At 35.4% G+C, this 19,905-nt stretch carries 20 protein-coding genes and 1 pseudogene; 6 read left to right on the plus strand and 15 right to left on the minus strand.

All coding sequences use genetic code 11. The features are described 5' to 3' along the window. Positions 1-82: 82 nt before the first annotated feature. A complete protein-coding gene (locus PSR14_RS18620) occupies positions 83-658 on the minus strand; it encodes a TlpA family protein disulfide reductase (RefSeq protein WP_000269075.1) in 576 nt (191 codons plus the stop codon). Positions 659-906: 248 nt separating this feature from the next. Between PSR14_RS18620 and PSR14_RS18625 the strand changes: the two genes are divergently transcribed. Then, positions 907-1,164 carry a hypothetical protein gene (locus tag PSR14_RS18625; protein ID WP_001083868.1) on the plus strand — a complete coding sequence of 86 codons (258 nt, stop codon included), beginning with the start codon at positions 907-909 and terminating at the stop codon, positions 1,162-1,164. 36 nt (positions 1,165-1,200) lie between these two features. Here the strand turns inward: PSR14_RS18625 and PSR14_RS18630 are convergent, their stop codons facing one another. Both PSR14_RS18630 and acnA read right to left on the minus strand, forming a co-directional pair. Further along, positions 1,201-2,838 carry an ABC transporter ATP-binding protein gene (locus tag PSR14_RS18630; RefSeq protein WP_000666354.1) on the minus strand — a complete coding sequence of 546 codons (1,638 nt, stop codon included), beginning with the start codon at positions 2,836-2,838 and terminating at the stop codon, positions 1,201-1,203. Positions 2,839-2,954: 116 nt separating this feature from the next. Next, entirely contained in the window at positions 2,955-5,678 is a 2,724-nt protein-coding gene (gene acnA, locus PSR14_RS18635; protein ID WP_000238570.1) for an aconitate hydratase AcnA, read from the minus strand. A gap of 291 nt (positions 5,679-5,969) precedes the next feature. On the opposite strand from acnA, the gene sspO reads away from it, so the two are divergent. Continuing rightward, positions 5,970-6,119 carry an acid-soluble spore protein SspO gene (gene sspO, locus PSR14_RS18640; protein WP_000518052.1) on the plus strand — a complete coding sequence of 50 codons (150 nt, stop codon included), beginning with the start codon at positions 5,970-5,972 and terminating at the stop codon, positions 6,117-6,119. Between the two features lie 41 nt (positions 6,120-6,160). Here sspO and pdaB read toward each other — a convergent pair whose 3' ends face one another. Both pdaB and PSR14_RS18650 read right to left on the minus strand, forming a co-directional pair. Next, the gene (pdaB, locus tag PSR14_RS18645; RefSeq protein ID WP_046199008.1) at positions 6,161-6,886 is read right to left on the minus strand and encodes a polysaccharide deacetylase family sporulation protein PdaB; all 726 of its coding nucleotides are present in this window, start codon (positions 6,884-6,886) and stop codon (positions 6,161-6,163) included. A 45-nt stretch (positions 6,887-6,931) separates the two neighbouring features. Continuing rightward, positions 6,932-7,195 carry a hypothetical protein gene (locus PSR14_RS18650; RefSeq protein WP_001146294.1) on the minus strand — a complete coding sequence of 88 codons (264 nt, stop codon included), beginning with the start codon at positions 7,193-7,195 and terminating at the stop codon, positions 6,932-6,934. A 121-nt stretch (positions 7,196-7,316) separates the two neighbouring features. Between PSR14_RS18650 and PSR14_RS18655 the strand changes: the two genes are divergently transcribed. Together PSR14_RS18655 and PSR14_RS18660 are read left to right on the plus strand one after the other, a co-directional pair. Continuing rightward, positions 7,317-7,439, plus strand: a complete 123-nt coding sequence (locus PSR14_RS18655; protein WP_000517649.1) for a small acid-soluble spore protein P — start codon at positions 7,317-7,319, stop codon at positions 7,437-7,439. Between the two features lie 124 nt (positions 7,440-7,563). Next, entirely contained in the window at positions 7,564-7,950 is a 387-nt protein-coding gene (locus PSR14_RS18660; protein WP_000516745.1) for an Hsp20/alpha crystallin family protein, read from the plus strand. Positions 7,951-7,993: 43 nt separating this feature from the next. Here the strand turns inward: PSR14_RS18660 and PSR14_RS18665 are convergent, their stop codons facing one another. Further along, positions 7,994-9,232, minus strand: a complete 1,239-nt coding sequence (locus PSR14_RS18665; protein ID WP_000676837.1) for an MFS transporter — start codon at positions 9,230-9,232, stop codon at positions 7,994-7,996. 68 nt (positions 9,233-9,300) lie between these two features. Then, on the minus strand, positions 9,301-9,708 hold the full coding sequence (locus tag PSR14_RS18670; protein WP_000965145.1) for a hypothetical protein: 408 nt from the start codon (positions 9,706-9,708) through the stop codon (positions 9,301-9,303). Positions 9,709-9,845: 137 nt separating this feature from the next. Here PSR14_RS18670 and PSR14_RS18675 point away from each other — a divergent pair, with 137 nt between their 5' ends. Beyond that, on the plus strand, positions 9,846-11,048 hold the full coding sequence (locus PSR14_RS18675; protein ID WP_154400940.1) for a DHHA1 domain-containing protein: 1,203 nt from the start codon (positions 9,846-9,848) through the stop codon (positions 11,046-11,048). Between the two features lie 43 nt (positions 11,049-11,091). Here the strand turns inward: PSR14_RS18675 and PSR14_RS18680 are convergent. Beyond that, positions 11,092-11,542: pseudogene (locus PSR14_RS18680) on the minus strand (NUDIX hydrolase). A gap of 104 nt (positions 11,543-11,646) precedes the next feature. Between PSR14_RS18680 and PSR14_RS18685 the strand changes: the two are divergent. Continuing rightward, on the plus strand, positions 11,647-12,228 hold the full coding sequence (locus tag PSR14_RS18685; RefSeq protein WP_001247754.1) for a DUF6434 domain-containing protein: 582 nt from the start codon (positions 11,647-11,649) through the stop codon (positions 12,226-12,228). 7 nt (positions 12,229-12,235) lie between these two features. Here the strand turns inward: PSR14_RS18685 and PSR14_RS18690 are convergent, their stop codons facing one another. From PSR14_RS18690 to PSR14_RS18720, 7 genes are all read right to left on the minus strand, one after another. Further along, entirely contained in the window at positions 12,236-13,327 is a 1,092-nt protein-coding gene (locus PSR14_RS18690) for an acetyl-CoA C-acyltransferase (protein WP_001078015.1), read from the minus strand. Then, positions 13,320-14,783: an acyl-CoA synthetase gene (locus PSR14_RS18695; RefSeq protein ID WP_000513141.1), complete on the minus strand. Its 1,464-nt coding sequence runs from the start codon at positions 14,781-14,783 to the stop codon at positions 13,320-13,322. The genes PSR14_RS18690 and PSR14_RS18695 overlap by 8 nt, the downstream gene beginning before the upstream one ends. 65 nt (positions 14,784-14,848) lie before the next feature. Next, a complete protein-coding gene (locus PSR14_RS18700) occupies positions 14,849-15,424 on the minus strand; it encodes a biotin transporter BioY (RefSeq protein WP_001093337.1) in 576 nt (191 codons plus the stop codon). A 123-nt stretch (positions 15,425-15,547) separates the two neighbouring features. Continuing rightward, complete coding sequence (locus tag PSR14_RS18705; RefSeq protein WP_000980191.1) at positions 15,548-17,161, minus strand: long-chain fatty acid--CoA ligase; 1,614 nt, start codon at positions 17,159-17,161, stop codon at positions 15,548-15,550. 136 nt (positions 17,162-17,297) lie between these two features. Then, entirely contained in the window at positions 17,298-17,948 is a 651-nt protein-coding gene (locus tag PSR14_RS18710) for an ABC-2 transporter permease (protein ID WP_001214697.1), read from the minus strand. Beyond that, positions 17,949-18,800 (minus strand): ABC transporter ATP-binding protein, encoded by an 852-nt coding sequence (locus PSR14_RS18715; RefSeq protein ID WP_098487058.1) that lies wholly within the window; start codon positions 18,798-18,800, stop codon positions 17,949-17,951. A gap of 46 nt (positions 18,801-18,846) precedes the next feature. Further along, positions 18,847-19,635: a helix-turn-helix domain-containing protein gene (locus PSR14_RS18720; protein WP_000505599.1), complete on the minus strand. Its 789-nt coding sequence runs from the start codon at positions 19,633-19,635 to the stop codon at positions 18,847-18,849. Positions 19,636-19,905: the final 270 nt, after the last annotated feature.

The raw sequence follows: 19,905 nt of genomic DNA on the forward strand, positions 1-19,905 counted from the left end.
TTCTTTTATCATATCATGAAGCTTTCACTACGTGAAAAAGAAAAGGCAGAAATGATTATATTCCATCTCTACCTTTTCACTGTTATTTTAATTTAGCAATTCGTTTCTCCATCTCTTTTTGCGTCATCGGTCCAATAAACTTATCTTGAATGACACCTTTCGTATCTATAAAATACGAAGTTGGGATTGTAATGACTTTATACGCTGTTGTCACATCAATATTCTTGTCCAATAAAATAGGAAAAGTAATTCCTTTCTCCTTAGCAAAATTACTCACCTTTTCTATCCCTCCGCCTTTTTCTGAAGGCGTATAATTTATTGCTAAAATTTCTACATTTTCTTTATGTTCTTTATAGAAAGCCTCCATATCTGGCATTTCTTGCTGACAAGGTCCACACCACGTTGCCCAAAAATTTACAATCACTTTCTTTCCTTTTAAATCCGATAATTTTACATTCGTTCCATCTAACTTCGTTAATTCAAAGTCTGGCGCACTCTTTCCTATTTCAATACCGTTACTTGCAATCATCTCTTTCATAGCAGCTTTACTTTTTTCTTGCTCTCCTTGGGCCGCCTGATCGCTTTTACCAAACTGTTCATAAGCTGCATATCCCGCTAAACAAAGTAATACTACAATAATCGTAAGCTTCCGCCACATTTTATATCACCCTAACGTGTTTGTCTTCTAACATATTCACCAAAATGCTATATACCTTATTTTAGCTTATACGGACAAGCTTGGAAATATTCACAGTCGAAATAATTAGAATATTCTTATTTAAAGTGCATTTTTTTCCTTTTTATCATATAATTAGAAAAACAAATGAAGTATTACCTATCTTCTTCTAGACCCATTCACCTTTTATTTTCATGGTTATATAACCTTCAACAAAAGGGGGATTGTTTATGAATTCATTCGAAAAAATAACATTATATATTCTTAGTTTTCTTTTATATCCAATCGGTATTATTACATGGATCATTTCACTCTTTAATAAAGATATTGAAAAAAAGAAAGTAGGGCGTATTTGTCTTTACATCTCTCTAGTCTCATTCGTCCTTTTCTTAATTCTTGGAATTACAACTTTCCTTATGACTGCTACTTTTAATGTTGATCTGAATCATTCCGAATCTATCGAGTATCAAATAAATGACGCTGAATAAAGATAAGAACAATGCTCTTATCTTTATTCACATCCCTTAAAAAAACAAATGACTATTTATTAATTTTTCAGGACTTCCACATGCTACAATACTTCCTTCTTTCATGATGACAACGCGATCTGCTAGTATCACTTTCTCTACATCATGCGTTGCTACAATTCTCGTTACATCGCTTCCTAGTCCTTCTATCATATTCCAAACAAATTCTTGATTGCCCGGATCTAATCCCGCAGTCGGTTCATCTAAAATAATAAAATTCGGATTTGAACCAATTGCTCGCAATAATGCAAGCCGTTTTCTTTCTCCTCCCGAAAACTCTTCACCGCTTTTATGTAGTACAGTTTGAAGACCTTCAGGTAACCCCCTAATAATCGGCGTTACATTTACAAGTTCAGCACTTTTTTCTAACTCGTTTTCTAAGCCCACTTCCCCGAAATACATATTCTCTTTTACTGTCGTCTGAAAGAATCGAGGTTCTTGCCACACTGTAGTCAATCGAGCCTCATTTCCATAATAAGCAATGCTACCGTTAGATGGTTTATACAAACCTGTCATTAATTTTAAAAGCGTTGTTTTTCCTGCACCACTTTCTCCCACAATCATAACGAGTTCGCCAGGATTAATTTGCAAATCAATATTCTTAATTCTGCATTTCTCTTCACCATTCTCCTGAAATGAAACATTTGTTATTGTCATCCCCATCGCTTTTTCTACATTACTATTTGCCACTCGTTTATCTAAAAAGGAAAAAACTCTACTTGCCGAAGCAGCTGCAACTTGTGTCATCATTAATAAATCCCCCACATAACGGACAGGGAAAAAGAGCATCTCAATTGTCGCTAACACTGCAACAAGTGAACCAACCTCCATTTCGCCCTGCATTATTTTTTGCGCACCTATAATAAGAACAACGATATATGCTCCTGTTTCAATCACTGTTCCAACTACTCCAATGTAATGCTGCATCATCGTCTTCTTTACTTCTGTTTTATAAGATTGTGCCGTTACTCCTTTAAATAAGCCAATAGCCCATTTTTCTTTTTGCAAACTACGTAAATCTTGCGCTCCTTTTACAAACTGTGACACCATCTCTACAACAGTTGATTGATTTTTTTGAGCAATACTAGCAATATTTCTTACCTTCTTCCCTAAAAGCATCGGAACCATTGCACTTAAAAATAAAAACGGAGTTATCCACAATATGAACTGTATATCTATATGTTGTAGTGCTATGATCGCACCGATAAATTGCGCAATGGCGTGTATATATTCTATTAATATAGAACCATATAGCCTGACCCAGTTCGGAATATCAGATACGACTAACGTTTCTAGCTCTCCTTGTTTGATTTTCTCACTCTCTTCAAACGGTAATAGGAAAAAATGGCGCAATACATCTATACGCTTCTCTCGTAATATTCGCTGGCTCGCTTTTGAGCTTACATAATCAAATGAAAGATTGTTCACCCACATCAATAAGCGGGTAACTGTAAACAAAGTAATGTAAAAATACGCTCCCTTCAGCTCTCGTTGAATTAGGTTATCTACAATTAGTCCCATGAATAGTGGACGGGATAGATTTAAAATAGCTGCAAAAATCCCACTGCATACAGCTGCTATTACTAATATTTTTTCTTTCTGTAACGGTAACAAAATTCTTTTATATTCTTTCATAGTATTCCCTCCATTTTTATAGTAAAAAGAAAGGGATGAAACCATTTGGTTTCATCCCTTTCCATAAAATAAGGAAGCTAACAGTTGTTAGCTTCCTTATCATTCATTTCAATTGTTTAGTTTGACACTTTAGACTCTTCAATTTTCTCACGAAGAACCATTTGTAAGATACCACCGTGACGGTAGTAGTCAATTTCAACTTCACTATCGAAACGAGCTACTACTTCAAATTGTTTTTCGTTGCCATCTGCATCAGTTGCAACTACTTTTACAAGATCGCGTGGTCTAACTGTTTTGTCAATTTGAATTTCAAATGACTCGTTACCAACAAGACCTAACGTTTCAGCGCTTTCGCCATCTTTAAATTGAAGTGGTAATACACCCATTAATACTAGGTTACTACGGTGAATACGTTCGAAGCTTTCTGCGATTACTGCTTTAATACCTAATAAGTTTGTACCTTTCGCAGCCCAGTCACGAGAACTTCCCATACCGTAATCTTTACCTGCAATAACTAGAAGGCCTGTGCCATCTTCTTTATACTTCATAGCAGCATCATAGATTGATGTTACTTCACCAGTTGGCCAGTATGTTGTATATCCGCCTTCTGTTCCTGGTGCGATTTGGTTTTTAATACGGATGTTCGCGAATGTACCACGCATCATAACTTCATGGTTACCACGACGAGAACCGTAAGAGTTAAAGTCAACTGGTTGTACGCCGTTTTCTAATAAGTAGCGTCCAGCTGGTGTATGCTTACCGATTGAACCTGCTGGTGAAATGTGGTCAGTCGTTACAGAGTCACCAAATTTACCAACTACGCGTAAGCCTGATAACGTTTCAACTTCACCTGGTTCTTTAGATAAACCTTCAAAGAATGGTGGGTTTTGAATGTACGTTGAATCATTATCCCAAGTATATAAAGCTTCGTTTGAAGTTTGGATTTCATTCCAACGCTCATTGCTGTTAAATACTTGTGCATATTCTTTCTTGAACAGCTCAGATGTAACAACGCTTTGAACTACATCTTCAATTTCTTTAGCTGATGGCCAAATATCATTGAAGTAAACAGCATTGCCATTTGCATCTTTACCGATTTCATCATTTTTCAGGTCAATATCAACAGTACCTGCAAGTGCATATGCCACAACAAGTGGTGGTGATGCTAAGTAGTTTGCTTTTACAAGTGGATGAATACGACCTTCAAAGTTACGGTTACCAGATAAAACAGATGTTACTAGTAAGTCGTTTGCTGCGATTGCTTCTTCTAATTCCGGTGCTAATGGGCCAGAGTTACCGATACAAGTCGTACAGCCGTAACCAACTGTTTGGAAACCTAATTGATCTAAATACGTTGTTAAACCTGATTTATCTAAGTACTCCGTAACAACTTTAGATCCTGGTGCTAATGATGTTTTTACGTATTCAGGTACTTTAAGTCCCTTTTCAATTGCTTTCTTCGCAACTAAACCTGCCCCAATTAATACGTATGGGTTTGATGTATTTGTACAGCTTGTAATTGCAGCGATTGCGATTGCACCTGTTTTCATCGTTACTTCTTTATCTTCTAATGTAACCTTCACTTCTTTATCGAACTCTTGCTCATTAAATCCAAGTCCTTGTGTTCCAACTGGTGCTACAACAGCTTTGTGGAACGCATCTTTCATATCTGAAAGTGGAATTAAATCTTGTGGGCGTTTCGGTCCAGAAAGGTTAGATTCGATTGTATTTAAATCAATTTCAACAAGATCAGTGTAAATTGGATCTTTGCTGTCTGCTGTATAGAATAAGCCGTTCGCTTTACAATATTCTTCAACAACGCGAATTTGCTCCTCATCTCTACCTGTTAAACGTAAGTATTCTAATGAAATTTCGTCGATTGGGAAGAATCCACAAGTTGCGCCGTATTCTGGTGCCATGTTTGAAATTGTTGCACGGTCAGCTAAAGGCATGCTCTTTAAGCCATTACCGAAGAACTCAACAAATTTACCAACTACACCTTTTTGACGTAATACTTGTGTTACTTTTAATGCAACGTCTGTTGCTGTAGTACCACTTGGAAGTGTACCAGTTAATTTTACACCGATTACTTCAGGTACTGGGAAGTACGAAGGCTGTCCAAGCATTCCCGCTTCTGCTTCAATACCACCAACGCCCCATCCAAGAACACCGATACCGTTAATCATTGTTGTATGTGAGTCTGTTCCAACTAACGAATCTGGGTATGCAACTAAGTCACCTTCAGCATTTTTCACAGCATGAACAACTGGTGCTAAATATTCAAGGTTTACTTGGTGTACAATACCTGTAGCTGGTGGAACTGCACGGTAGTTATCAAATGACTTTTGTGCCCAGCTTAAAAATTTATAACGTTCTTCATTACGTTTAAACTCTAAGTCCATGTTGAATGCAAGCGCGTCTGCCGTACCCGCTCTATCAACCTGTACAGAGTGATCAATTACAAGGTCTACAGTAATTTCCGGATTAATTTTATCAGGATCCCCACCCATGTCTGCCATTGCTTTACGAAGCGAAGCCAAATCAACAACAGCTGGAACACCAGTGAAATCTTGTAAAATTACACGAGATGGTTTAAATGGAACATCGATATCTTGCACATCTTTCGTTCCCCATTTCGCTAAATTTGTAACATGCTCTTCTGTAATTACACGTCCGTCCACTTGACGAAGTACTGATTCAAGTAAAACTTTCACGGAATATGGTAATTGAGATACGTTGCCAACCCCTGCATTTTCAAGCGCTTTCAAATCATAATAATGATACGTTTTTCCATCTACTTCAAAAGTTGCACGTGATTGAAATGGATTATGTTTGACCATTATGTTTCCCCCCTGTTAAACGTGACTAAGTTGTCTGAATATAAAATGTAGACAAACTTTTCAATACCTTACGATAATATCTTATTACAACTTTCTAAATAAGTAAATAATAAGAAACTTATAGATTATCATAAGTTTTCTTTATGTTTCTAAATTTGAATAGTGTTCATGTTCCTTATGAATACTATTACCATAAAGTAAAGTGCTCTATTAGCGCTTTCTTTACAGTTCATACATACTATGAACTGCTCATCATGCAACTTACAAAAAAAGTTATAGAGGTGAAATAAAATGGGTAAAAGAAAAGCAAATCATACTATTTCAGGAATGAATGCAGCATCTGCACAAGGACAAGGTGCTGGTTATAACGAAGAGTTTGCAAATGAAAACTTAACTCCTGCAGAACGACAAAATAATAAGAAACGCAAAAAGAACCAGTAACGAAAAATCCCAAAAGGAGCATTCACCTTTTGGGATTTTTTCTAATGTTTATAACGTAACAATTCCGAAACCGTTACAAATCGATAGCCCTGCTTTTTCAGTTCAGGTAATATTTTTGCTAGCGCTGCTACTGTTTGACTACGATTATTTCCTCCATCATGTAGCAATACTATATCACCACTTTTAGCATGTTTCACTACATGATTTACAATGGATTCAACCCCTGGATTTGCCCAATCACGTGGATCTTGATGCCACGACCATAGAACCGTTTGATAACCAGCTTCTTTCGCTGTTTTAAATACAGCATCGTTAATATAACCGCCAGGAGGACGGAATAGCAAAGGCTCTTTCACCCATTTTTCGAAAAATTTCTTTCCATCTAAAATATCATTTTCTAATTTTTCATCCGATGAATTACTTGCATACAAATGGTTCATCGTATGATTTCCAATTTCATGCCCCTCTTTTAACACTTGTTTCACTAAATATGGATTACGCTGAACTCGAAATCCAATCATAAAAAATGTCGCTTCTGCTTTATATTGGCGCAATAAATTTAAAATTTGTGGTGTATAAGTTGGATCCGGTCCATCATCAAATGTAATAGCAATAATCTTTTCATTATTAGGTACTTCCCATGTTACATAGCCAGTTGGTTCTAGCTCTTTTCTGAGCAACATTTTCGCTTCCACTTTTTCAACTTGAAATATATGTACTGCGCATAATAAAGAAAAAATGAGTAGAAAAACTTTCTGTTTTCGCATAATATTCGTTAAAGTAAGAGGTTGTCGAATACACAACAACCTCATTTACTTTTCTAATTGATCTACATGCTGCATAATATTTTGAAGATTATTTTCGTATTGCTCAAGTTGTGGGCGTTGTGTTTCCGAAGCTACTTCTAGTGCATTTTGAATCTGTTCATAGGCTTCCTGAACCTCTTGGCGTAATTCTTTTAAATCATGACCGTAGTTTGGATCATTTTTTACAATGTTGTTAAATGCATTTTCTGCTTGTGTAACACCTTGCTGAGCCGCTTGAAAAGCTTGTTGTTTATCTTTATGATATGGCATTATACAATCCCCTTTCCATAATAGTTAGTCCCAATTATCTTTACCTTTTTTTCTAAAAACATTCTCGTATAAATTTGCAAACTTCTCTCATTCTAAAGAGAAAGAGGAGGTGTCACATACAATGGGAAAAAACAATCGTGAAGCGAAAGAGAAAAAGGGACAACCTGAACCGTTAAGCGGATCTCATAAAGTAAAAAACCGTAACCATTCACGCCAAAAACATCATGCGCATCATGATATGTAACACAAAAAGTGCACACTAGCTACCTTTTCCACATACAATATTTATATTTTTCCATTTATTCTTCACCCCTACTTCATTCATGCATAACATAGTATGAATTGAGATTTTACGGAGGGTGTCTTACATGGGCAAGAAAAAGAAGGATTGTCTTTTTCATGTTGATGGTTTCGAAGAATGGATGGATCAGTTTTGTTCTGATTCTTGTAGCAACTTTAGTTTCCCAAATCAAATTCATATTGACCTTTGTGAAACGGAACAAGAATACATTTTGGAAACAGATGTACCAAATGTGACAGAACAAAATGTAGTCATTAAAAAGATGAAGACAGGCCTAAACATTTGCATACTTCATAAAAATATTTCTTTGCAGAGGATCATTCCTTTACCCGATAATATTATTTATAAAAAGATGCTAGCCTGCTTAGAGAATGGATATTTAGCCATTCATATTTCCAAAAATGAAGTAGCTCATAAACATGAGGAAAAAGTTCTTTTTCAAATTGAGAATTAAAATAAATACAAAAATAAGCCCCAGTCGTTGACTGGGGCTTATTTTATTTCGCATGTACTTCCATATTAGAATTCCCATCATATCTTTTTTTCAATAAACCTTTCGTAACTAACAGTACTGGAAACGCTACAGTTGAAAATATAGCTAGCGCTGAAAATACTACAAATCCATTTTGGTACCCGTAATAATCGAGAAGTACTCCCCCAAACCATGGACCAATTACTGCTCCAATTCCTGAAAATCCCATTGCTCCAAAGTACGTTCCTTTTAGATGCGCAACAGCTATATCATCAATAAATACATCCGTCATCGAAAACATTAAGACTTCTCCAATTGTAAAAATAATTGTGCAAATAGCAGCACCTAGCATAGATTCTACTATTCCAAATCCAAATAATCCCCCGCTCACAAATAAAGTTCCAACCATAATGGATGCTAATGGTGTATACTTTTTACACATTTGAATAACAGGATATTGAATTACGACTACAACAATCGCATTTAATACTAACATATATGAAAATAATTTCACTCCATCCTGGAATATATGTGCATTTGCAAAATATTGTGATACTGTCGTCGTTAAGTGAGAAAAACCACAATTACTCAAAATAATACCAACTAACGCAACTAAAAATACGACATCCTTTCGTAATATACGCAGCGCATTTAGCATTGTAACAGGCTTTTCTTTATTGATTTTCTTTTGTTCCACTGGATATTTCTTAAATTGGAACGCTAGTATAACTGTATATAGAATATATACTCCAGCTGCTACTAAAAAAGGAATTGTTGATTTTGCGCTTCCAATCTGTAATCCGACAAGTGGCCCAATCGCTACTCCAACATTGATTGCACCGTAACGCAAATTATATACGAGTAAACGATACTCTGGTTTCGTTAAATCTGATAATAACGCTCTTGACGTCGGTTCAAAAAAGGACCTACATAATCCATTTAAAGCATTTAATAAAAAGAAACTTAAAACATGATCTGCAAGTGAAAATCCTATGAATACAAATACCCAAACGATCATGGACCATATTAGAATCATATTTCGACCGAATCGATCAGATAAATTCCCTCCGATAAAACTAGCAAACACTCCAACAAGTGCACTCGTTCCAATAATAGCACCCGTCATTCCAGCTGATACGCCTTTAACAGTCGTTAAATAAATTGCTAAAAAAGGAATACTCATTGACGTGGCGAACCTCGCAAATAAAGTCCCGATTATAATTGTCATTCCTAACGGATGAATATTTTGTAACTTCCCCTTCATCTTAAAAACCTACTCTCCCTGTTATCACATAAAAAAAGAAAGCAAAGGATCTGCTTTCTTTTCCCTTTTTATACTTGAGCTGTTGATACTCGAGCTGTTCTCGTTATATCCATATCTATGCCATATGTAAACTGTAATTCTTTACAAACGTCTTTAATTAAAATTGCGACATTATACTTTTCATTAAATTGTAAAACGATGTTTTCTACTTCTTCATATGTATACTTATATTCCCCTGTAATAACACTTTTTAAATCAAAGCATTCATTTATACAAAGTTGCACAAGTAACTGGTCATATTTCTCGATTACATCTTCTTTCTTCCACATTACCTCTTTTACATATAACCGATCAAACTTCACACTTTCACGGTTACAATCCGTTAAAATCCGGGTCATTTCGTTTAATTCTCGATACAATTCAGAAATATTTTTGCTTAAACTAAGCAGTTTATCTACGCCGTTTTCATACAACATATTCATTCCACCCCCGCATTTTCTTTTTCTTATTATAGCAAGAAAATTCTAAAAATAGTTTCTTTCTTCTGAAATATTAGGAAACGAATTTCAATTGCTTTACAATGAAACTAGTTAATGCGAGAGGAGAAAGAAAATTGGAGCACAAATTATATTACACTGACGCTTATAAGCAAGACTTTACTACTAAAGTTATAAAGCAAGATTATGATAAAGACGGTAACTTATACGTTGTTTTAAACGAAACGGCATTTTACCCAACAGGTGGCGGGCAGCCCCATGATACTGGAACTTTAAATGGCATTACTGTATTTGGTGTTGAAGAGGTCAACGAAGAAATCCGCCACTTCATTACAAAACAATTACATACAGAAGAAGTAGAAGGTAAAATCAATTGGGAGCGCCGTTTTGATCATATGCAACAACATGCGGCTCAGCATATTTTATCTGCTTCTTTTTGGGATCATTTTAACATACCTACGATTGGATTCCATCTTGGTAGAGAAACGGTAACAATCGATTTAGAAACAGAAAATCTGCATACAGAAACAGTTGAAAAAGCAGTACAAATTGCAAACAATATAGTTTTTGAAAACCATCCAATCCGTATAGAGTGGATGGACTTAGAAGAAGCGAAAACATTACCTCTTCGTAAAGAACCGAATATGACAGAAAATATACGCGTTGTTATGATCGAAAACTTTGATTATAACGGCTGTGGCGGAACACACCCGAAACGTACTGGTGAAGTAGGGCCTATTCACGTACTAGGATGGGAACGTAATAAAGGCAGCATACGATTAACATTTATCGCTGGTTGGCGCACACTTAAATTAATGGGACAACAGCAACAAATTATGAAGGATGTTTCTAAACAATTAAACAGTAGCGAAGCTGATATTCCAGTAAAGGTAGCACAGCTTCTAACTTCTCAAAAAGAAACCGAAAAAGCTATGCAAACAATGAATGAAAAATTATTATATGCAGAGGCAAACGAACTACTTCAACAACCTACCAAAATACATGCTGGCATACTTATTTCTAAAGTGTTTACAAATCGTTCTATGCAAGAAATCGCAAAGCTATCCACTATTATTACAGAACAACAAGAGCATGCCATTACATATTTCGTTATTGAAAACGAGGACAAATTACAATGTATTCTTGCTTGTGGAAAAACAGTCACGCTTGATATGAATGCTCTTTTAAAAGATGCACTTCCTGCAATTGAAGGAAAAGGTGGCGGAAATAAAAAAAGTGCTCGTGGCGGTGGGAAAGCGATTATGACTGGGGATGAGTTTTTAAATCAACTTGTTTCTTCTTTACAGTCAGCAGTGTAAAACATGTTATGAAGGATAGCGAACGGCTATCCTTCCACTATATTTACAGACCTATATTTTGTTTCAAACCTTGATAACTCCCTGCATTTACAAAACCTTCACTTATAAGATTGATAAAAGTTTCCGAAAAACCATAATAACTTAAATCTTTAATTGGCACCATTTGCACATCATGAATCGGATTATGATCAAACTCGTTAGAAGGTAGCATAATTTCACCTTCAATCCTTTCAAGCAAAAACGTTATATGTAATAAAGACGGGCGTGCATCTGGTTTATCACAAACATAGAGTAGCTTCTGAATGTTAACTTCTAACCCTGTCTCTTCTCTCTTCTCTCATTTCTCGAATCATTGCTTCCTCTAACATTTCACCATTCTCCACTCTTCCTCCAGGTAAAGACCAATTCCGATTAGCAATTTTTTGCTTTACTAGCAATACTTTTTCATCTTCAATTAAAATTCCAGTAACACGAACTTGCATTACATTTTCCATATGTAATCTCCTCTTCCCATTATATTTACAAATTAATCCTTCCATAAAAAGAACGTACGTTTTATAATTAAAGAAAAATATGGAAGAAAGAAGTTGTTACATTCATGCGTCCACCTTTAACAAAGTCTATATCACTTGAAGATTTCCAAAACTATTATTGGTTAAAAGAAGAACTGCAAACATTTTGTCGTGAGCATGGGTTGCCAGCTAGTGGCTCTAAGATTGAAATAGCCAATCGTATCTCCCATTATTTACATACTGGTAAAATATTAAAAAACAGCTCTGGTCCAAAAGCGAGTAAAACTTCCCTCTCTTATAAAGACCTTTCTCTTCAAACGATTATTACTAACAATCACCGCTGTAGCGAAGATGTTCGTGCTTTTTTTAAAGAAAAAATCGGAACAAAATTCCGCTTTACAGTAGCTCTTCAAAAGTTTTTTAAAGAGAATATTGGAAAAACATATGAAGATGCGATAACGTTTTGGTATGAAGAAAACGAACGAAAAAAAGACCCTACATATAAAACAACTATCAGCGCGCAGTTTGAATACAATCGCTTTACTCGTGACTTTTTCGAAGATCCAAATAACAAAGGAAAATCAAAAGCTGATGCTATCGCTGCTTGGAACGAAATAAAAGCAAAGCCTGGTAGCAATGCTTATGTTCCTCAAAAAGTAGAGAACTAGTTCCTTGCTAGTCTTCTACTTTCTCAAATAATAGTGCAAGCCCTATTCCGCCCCCTATTCCTAACGTCGCGATTCCGTATTTCATACGTTCTCGTTTCGCCTGATAAAACAAGCGCGTTACAAGCATAGCCCCAGATGCACCGTACGGATGACCGAGCGCAATTGCACCACCATTTACATTTAATTTTTCATACGGAATTTGTAATTCCTTTGCACAAGCTACAACTTTTGAAGCAAATGCTTCATTTATTTCAAAATAATCAATGTCCTCTACTTTCATATTCCTTTCGTTTAGTAATTTGTTCACCGCAAATATTGGACCAGTCCCCGGAAGGTTGGGATCCACTCCAACTACAGCACTACAAACAAAACGAAGAATAGGCTTGTATCCTAATTTTCGAGCTTGCCGCTCTTCCATTACAAGAACTGCACACGCCCCGTCGTTTACACCACATGAATTCCCTGCCGTTACTGTACCATTTTGTAGAAATGCGGGTTTAGTTCTTTTAATCATTCGTTCATAATTCATTTCTGGCTTTATAGACTCATCTAACAATCCATTAAAAGACAATATTTCATCATGTATATATCCTTTTTCTAACGCTTGCAGTGTTCGTTTGTAGCTGAGGCAAGCATACTCGTCTTGCATTTCTCTCGTGATGTTATAACGTTCTGCAACATATTCAGCCGCTACTCCCATATTAGGATCACCAATTGTTTCTGGTGAAAATCGCGCTCTATTTTGAAATGGTGATGTACTTGTACTCTCTACTCCTCCTGCAATATAACAATTACCGGCCCCGCCTTGAATAAAATGACATGCGGTGCGGATCGCTTCCAATCCGGCACCACATTGCCGGTCAATCGTTACACCAGGAATACGATATCCAAGTCCTGCTTCTAAAGCAGATAATCTTGCAACATTCCCTCCTGGCCCAACAACATTCCCTAATATGACCTCGTCTATTTCTCTCTCAATTCCTTTACTTAAAAATGTAAGAAGAGGTGCTGCTAATTGCTGAACTTCATACCCTTTTAACATCCCATTCTTCTTACCAATAGGTGTCCTTTTTGCTTCTACAATAACTGCTCTATTCATATATTTTCTCCTGGTTTTCAATCATATCTTTTGCTTCCATACGAGCGATTTTCCCGCTATTTGTATAAGGTATTTCATCTACAAAATACCATTCTTTCGGTATTTTAAAAGAGGATAATCGTTGTAAGCAAAAACTTTTTAATTGTTGCTTCGTAGCACTTCCTTTTACGATGGCGACAGGTTTTTCACCCCAGTAACTATCTTCCACACCAATTACAACTATTTCATCAACAGCTGGATGTTCATGTAATACGCTTTCTATTTCTTCTGGGAAAATATTAATTCCTCCAAATAAAATCATATTCTTCTCTCTACCGACAATATAAATAAATCCTTCTTCATCTTCATAACCTACATCTCGCACTGTCATCCAGCCATCTGCATTCAACTCCCGTGCTAAAACCCCATCTATTATGTATCCCATAAAAAACTGATCACTTTTCACATAAACAGTTCCTATCTCACCTTTCTGTACTTCTTTTCCTGCCTCATTACATACTCGAACTTGCACATTGTGACAAGGTTTCCCTACTGAATTTGGCCTTCTTTCGCTCTCTTCATCAACTAATGCTGTTACAAAACTCAGTTCCGATGCACCGTAAAATTCATATCTTTTCGCATAAGGAAATATACTCTTTATTTTTTCTTTCGCTTCAGCTTCCCACTTCGCTCCTGACGAAATTATTTTCATTTCATTTTCTATTACTCTATTTTCTTTATATAAAGATTCCAGCATTGTTGGTACGGTGTACATGACCGAAATATTTTCAGTTTCTAACTTATCTAACACTTGATTTGGAATAAACTTCCTCATAATATGTACGGTTTGACCTATATATAATGCACTTATTGCACCGTATAAGAAAAGAGAGTGAACGAGCGCTCCAGCTATTAAAATAGAGTCTTCTTTTTTCATATGAAAGTCATGTATATTACAATTAAAACTATGAACCCACGATTGTTGCGCACGTAAAAATGCCTTTGCCTTTCCTGTTGATCCTGATGTAAATCCCATATAAAAAGGAGCATCTTGTAAACTTTCTACAATGTGCTCTGTAGGAAGATAGTTCTCTATTATTTGTTTCCATTTATCAATTTCAATTATTCTTCCTTCTTCATCGGAAATATCATTTAATTTATATCGTTCCGCAATAATCATATCTGAATTACTGATTGCTAGTCTTTCCTTTAGCTCATCCTTTTTCCATTTTATATCTAATGGCACACAAACCCATCCGGCCATAGCGGCACCTGCAAATAGTTGTAAAAACTCCATGCGATTTTCTAATACAATTGCTACTCTTTTACTCTTCGATTCTGTTGCGTGCAACCAATTCGCTACTTTACATACTGACTCGTACCAATCTTCATATGTTAAAACTCTATCATTTTCCTTAATTGCTATTTTATTTGGTTGTAAAGAGGCATGCTTTTTATATTCTTTTGTAATACCCATATGAGACGTCCTTTCTTTCCAAAATAATAAAAAGAAACACGCAACGAACGTGTTTCTTCTCTTTCTTATCCCGCATTTGTATATTTGCTTCTCTTTAGAGTAGGCGTAATAATATATTTCAATGAACGGTGTAATTTTGTTACAAGAACTGCTGCTATAATCGCTTTTATGCAATCACCTGGTAAAAACACAACACTCACTTTCATCGTTTCCCATACAGAAATATCCATTACGAAAGCTTGCACAAGGATACCAAATACATAAACTACGAAAATACCACCAATTATATTAATACATAATACTTTTATAATAGAAACTTCACGTAAACGCTCAATTAAATAGCCAATGACAAACGCTCCAACGATATAACCAAGTAAATATCCTGCACTTGGCCCAACAAATACACTAAGGCCACCGCGTCCACCAGCAAGTAATGGTGCTCCTACTCCTACAATAAGTAAGAAAATAAGCTGACTTAATGCACCTAGACGTGATCCTAACAACCCACCGGCAAGCATAACACCGAGTGATTGCAATGTAATTGGAACTGGTGTAATAGAAAGAGCAATCGGAGGTATTAACCCTAACACTCCCATAATAGAACTAAATAAAGCGACGAAAACTAAGTTTTTTGTATTCATATTTGCTTCTCCCATTTGTAAACTTAAAATATTTTTTAGGTAACATATTATAGGAGTTATATTATCTTTCTATCTAGCATTTGTCAACTTATTTTTAAATTAGGTTTACAAATATAAATTCCATTATTTCTCTTTATGCAAATGCTCAAGTTCTTTCCGAAGCGCTTGTTTTAAAAACTTCCCAACAGATGTTTTCGGTATTTCTTCCATAAATACAATATCGTCTGGTAACCACCACTTCGCAAACTGTGGTTTTAAAAACTCATATATTTCCTCTTTCGTAACTGTACTATTTTTCTTTTGAACGACGCAGGCAACAGGGCGCTCTTGCCACTGCGGATGAGGAACAGCAACGACAGCTGCTTCAAATATAGCATCATGTGCCATTAAAGCATTTTCAAGGTCTACTGAAGAAATCCACTCGCCTCCGCTTTTAATCACATCTTTCGTACGGTCAACAATTTTTACGCAGCCTTCCTCGTCCACTGTGACAACATCACCAGTATATAACCAACCATCACGAAAACCTTCGACCGTACGCTCATCGTTATAATAGCTTGCAGCGATCCATGGTGCTCGTAAACATAGCTCGCCCATCTCCGTACTATCCCACTTCACTTCACCATTTGTACCGACTACTTTCATTTCTACACCAGGGACAAGATACCCTTGCTTTGATCTAATTTCTAATTGCTCTTCATACGATAATTCTGTTTCATAACTTTTTAAACGTGCAAGTGTTACGAGTGGGCTTGTTTCGGTCATACCATATGCATGGATGAAAGGAACATTGTGTTTCTGTTCAAATGCTTTAATAACACTTTTCGGTGCGGCTGCACCACCACATAGTATTCTCGTCATACTAGATAAATCATAACTATTATTTTCTAACTCTTGTAATACACCAAGCCAAATTGTCGGCACACCGGCAGCTAACGTCACTTTTTCAGATTGAATCATTTCTAATAAAATTTTCGGCGTAAACATCGGTCCTGGAAGAACTTGTTTTGATCCAAACCAAGTAGCAGCGAAAGGAAGTCCCCAAGCATTCACATGGAACATCGGTACAATTGCCATCGCCGCGTCACTTTCCGATAAAGCAGCTGTATCCGCTAAACCGAGTGCCATACAATGCAGTACAGTACTACGATGCGTATATACAACACCTTTTGGATTTCCTGTAGTCGCTGACGTATAGCACATACCAGCAGGTGTATTTTCATCAATATCTTTTACAAATTGGAAATTTGGATCGCCTTCTTCTAATAGCTTTTCATAATGATATACAGGTTCTAGCGTAGTATTTGGAAGTCCATCTTTATCAGTCATAATAATGTAGGCTTGTACAGTTGATAATTCAGATTGAATTTTTTCAACAAGTGGTACAAGATCTTCATCAATAAGTAGAATTCGATCTTCTGCGTGCTGAATAATGTATGAAATATGTTGAGGAGATAAACGAATATTAATTGTGTGTAAAACGGAAGCAATACCAGGAATAGCAAAATACGCTTCCACATGTCGATGATGATTCCACGCTAACGTTCCTATACGCTCGCCTTCTTTAATTCCTAATTTTTTTAACGCACTGGAAAGCCTTCTCGTTCTTTCACCTAACTGCTTATACGTTAATGTCGTAACTGTGTCATGTGTCCGTGAAACAATTTCTTTCTTCGAAAACAGTTTTTCTGCTCTTTCCATCATAGAACTAATTGTTAGCGGTACATTCATCATCATATTGGTTACATCCCCCTTTAAAGCGTTTTCATTTTTTGTTTATTATAACAGACTTCCACAAATAATCACGATATTTTTCTGTATTTTCTGAATTATTTCTTTGGAAATAATTCAGAAAATACTAAGAGAAAACACATTAAAACTCCTTCTTACGATATATAAATACCGAAATAACAAAAGAAAAGATATATATAATAACGCCAAATATTGTATATAGAATGGAAACGTATACAGATAAATTTAAATTTGATATTGGAAATTGTTCTATTAGATAGCCAATTACACTTTGTAATCCAAAATAAGTTACAAGTCCCCCGCATGCGCCTCCAATTGTAATAGCATCAGATTTTTCTGCTCCAAAAATATAGAGGAGTGGATAGGCTATTGCTCCGGCATTAAGGATGATAAACGTCCCTAAAGAAACACTCTTAAATATCCCATCATCAATTGGTGTATCTGAAACGAAACTATGTATATAAAATATGCCATACGACAATAAAGTACCAATAATTACAACTAAAAAATAGAAAAGGTAATGACTTTGTACAATGTTATTTCTAGTAACCGGTAAAGTAAGTACATATTTTTCATAACCTGACTTACTCTCATATTTAATAACTTCAAGTGCAGGAATTGCAGCAAAAAAGATAATAAACGTAGCAATTAAACGGTACATTGAAGCATTACCAAAATAAAAAACAAATCCCGATCCTAATATCGCTATTCCCATGAACGTAAAGAAAGTTCGATACACTAGATAATAGTTTGTCAATAATAAACCTCTCATTTATTTTTCACTCCTCGTTAATAAGACACTCATTTCTTCTATCGAAATGGTTCTATGTGCAATCCCATTTGGTAGTTTATGCACATCTGATACAAGTACATTGAAATAAGAGCCATTATTCTTTTTCACCACAACTATATCTTTGTTGATTAAAGTTAGTTGTTCCTCATCAACATCTGCAATGGCATAATTGTTCAAAACCTTATTCTTTTCTTCATTCAATAAAATTTCTCCATCTTTTATAATGATAAGATGGCTAGCTATTTTTTCTACATCACTCATAATATGAGAAGAAAGTAGTATACCACCATTACTTTTACTCACAAAACTTTTTAATTCCTCTAACACCTCTTCTCTAGATGAAGGATCGAGACCACCCGTCGCTTCATCTAGGATTAATAATTTTGCATTATGCGATAACGCAACAGCTATAGTTAGTTTCATTGACATTCCACGCGAGAATTTACCTACTTTCTCATTAGTAGGTAAAGAAAAAGTATGAACTAATCGATAAAAATTATCTTGATCCCAAGATTCAAACATCTTTTCAAAAACTTTGTTTAGTTGCTTTATCGTAAGATGAGCCGGTAGATTCATAGCATCAAATACGACTCCTATCTTTTCCTTAATCTTGGCATCTTTATTTATATTTTCTTCACCAAATATTTTTACTGTACCACTATCTTTAGAAATTAATTCTAGTACTGTTTTAAAGGTTGTTGATTTCCCAGCTCCATTGTTACCAATGAATCCAACAATTGATCCAGACGGCACATTGAAAGAAACATCTCTTAAAACAACTTTGTTTCCAAATGATTTACTTAAATTTTCAATTTCTAGAAGATTTGACATCATTACACTCCTATCTTAACTTTTCATAAAAATATGTTTTCTCCTATTAAAAATTATCCACTTTTTCTCTCACTTTCTTTTTCAGTTTAAAAATAAGACGATTACTATATTCTTTATTTTCTACTAAAATTCGATACGCCTCTAATACTCCTAACACACGAACAAAAAGATAAACTCCGATAGCAATAAGTACAACACAGTAAGGGTAATACTGCACTAATTCCCCTGAAGTGATATGCTTTTTCTCAAACAAAAACGGGATTGCGCCTGCAGCTATAAAACAAAATCCAACGATCATTACTGCAGCATACTTTTTCTTAATAATCGCATATCTCTTTGTGAATTCTTTTAGAAAGTTTTGATCAAATAATAGTTCTTCCTTTTTCAATACATTGTATCGACTCTCTTCTATCGTTACAGGTACCATCATCGCTCCAATTCCAAGAACAGCAACAATAATGACAAGGAATGTCGACATTGTTGCATTTTCTTTAAATAATAAATACGGTATTGTAGATAAAATGAGTAAACTAAATCCTAGCGCTATATATTTAGAAATTTTTTGTCCATACGCTATATACCCTTCTGCCATTTCCTTGCTTACGTAATAACCATTTTCCTTTTCGTTACTTTGTTCAGCATTTTCTTTTAATAAGTAATCAAGAGATACTTCGAATACATTTCCAATCATTATTAATTTTTCAGTTTCAGGAAACCCTTGACCATTTTCCCATTTACTAACTGCTTGCCTTGTTGTGTTTAATTTCTCAGCTAATGCTTCTTGAGAAAGACCCTTTTCTTTTCTTAATTTAAAAAGCTTCTCACCAAATCCCATATGTGTGTCCCCCTTCGTTTTCTTAACTAAATTGTATGTAAACATAGCCCTTATCTCTATCTTCCTGCGGTTGCACTTTGTCAACTTACGGTTGCGATTATGTTATATAGCGGTTTTCTATAAGATTTAGCTAGTTTTCTTCTATGATTATAGCGTTTATAAAACACCCCACCTCAATAACCAATTATAACAATCAAAGGTAATTATTGTTATAAAAAATAAAAAACTCCTTTATTTATAAAGGAGTTTTCGATATGAAATATTCTAAGA

It is taken from the genome of Bacillus sp. A01H (assembly GCF_045277205.1).
In the GTDB taxonomy this organism is placed as follows: domain Bacteria; phylum Bacillota; class Bacilli; order Bacillales; family Bacillaceae_G; genus Bacillus_A; species Bacillus_A paranthracis.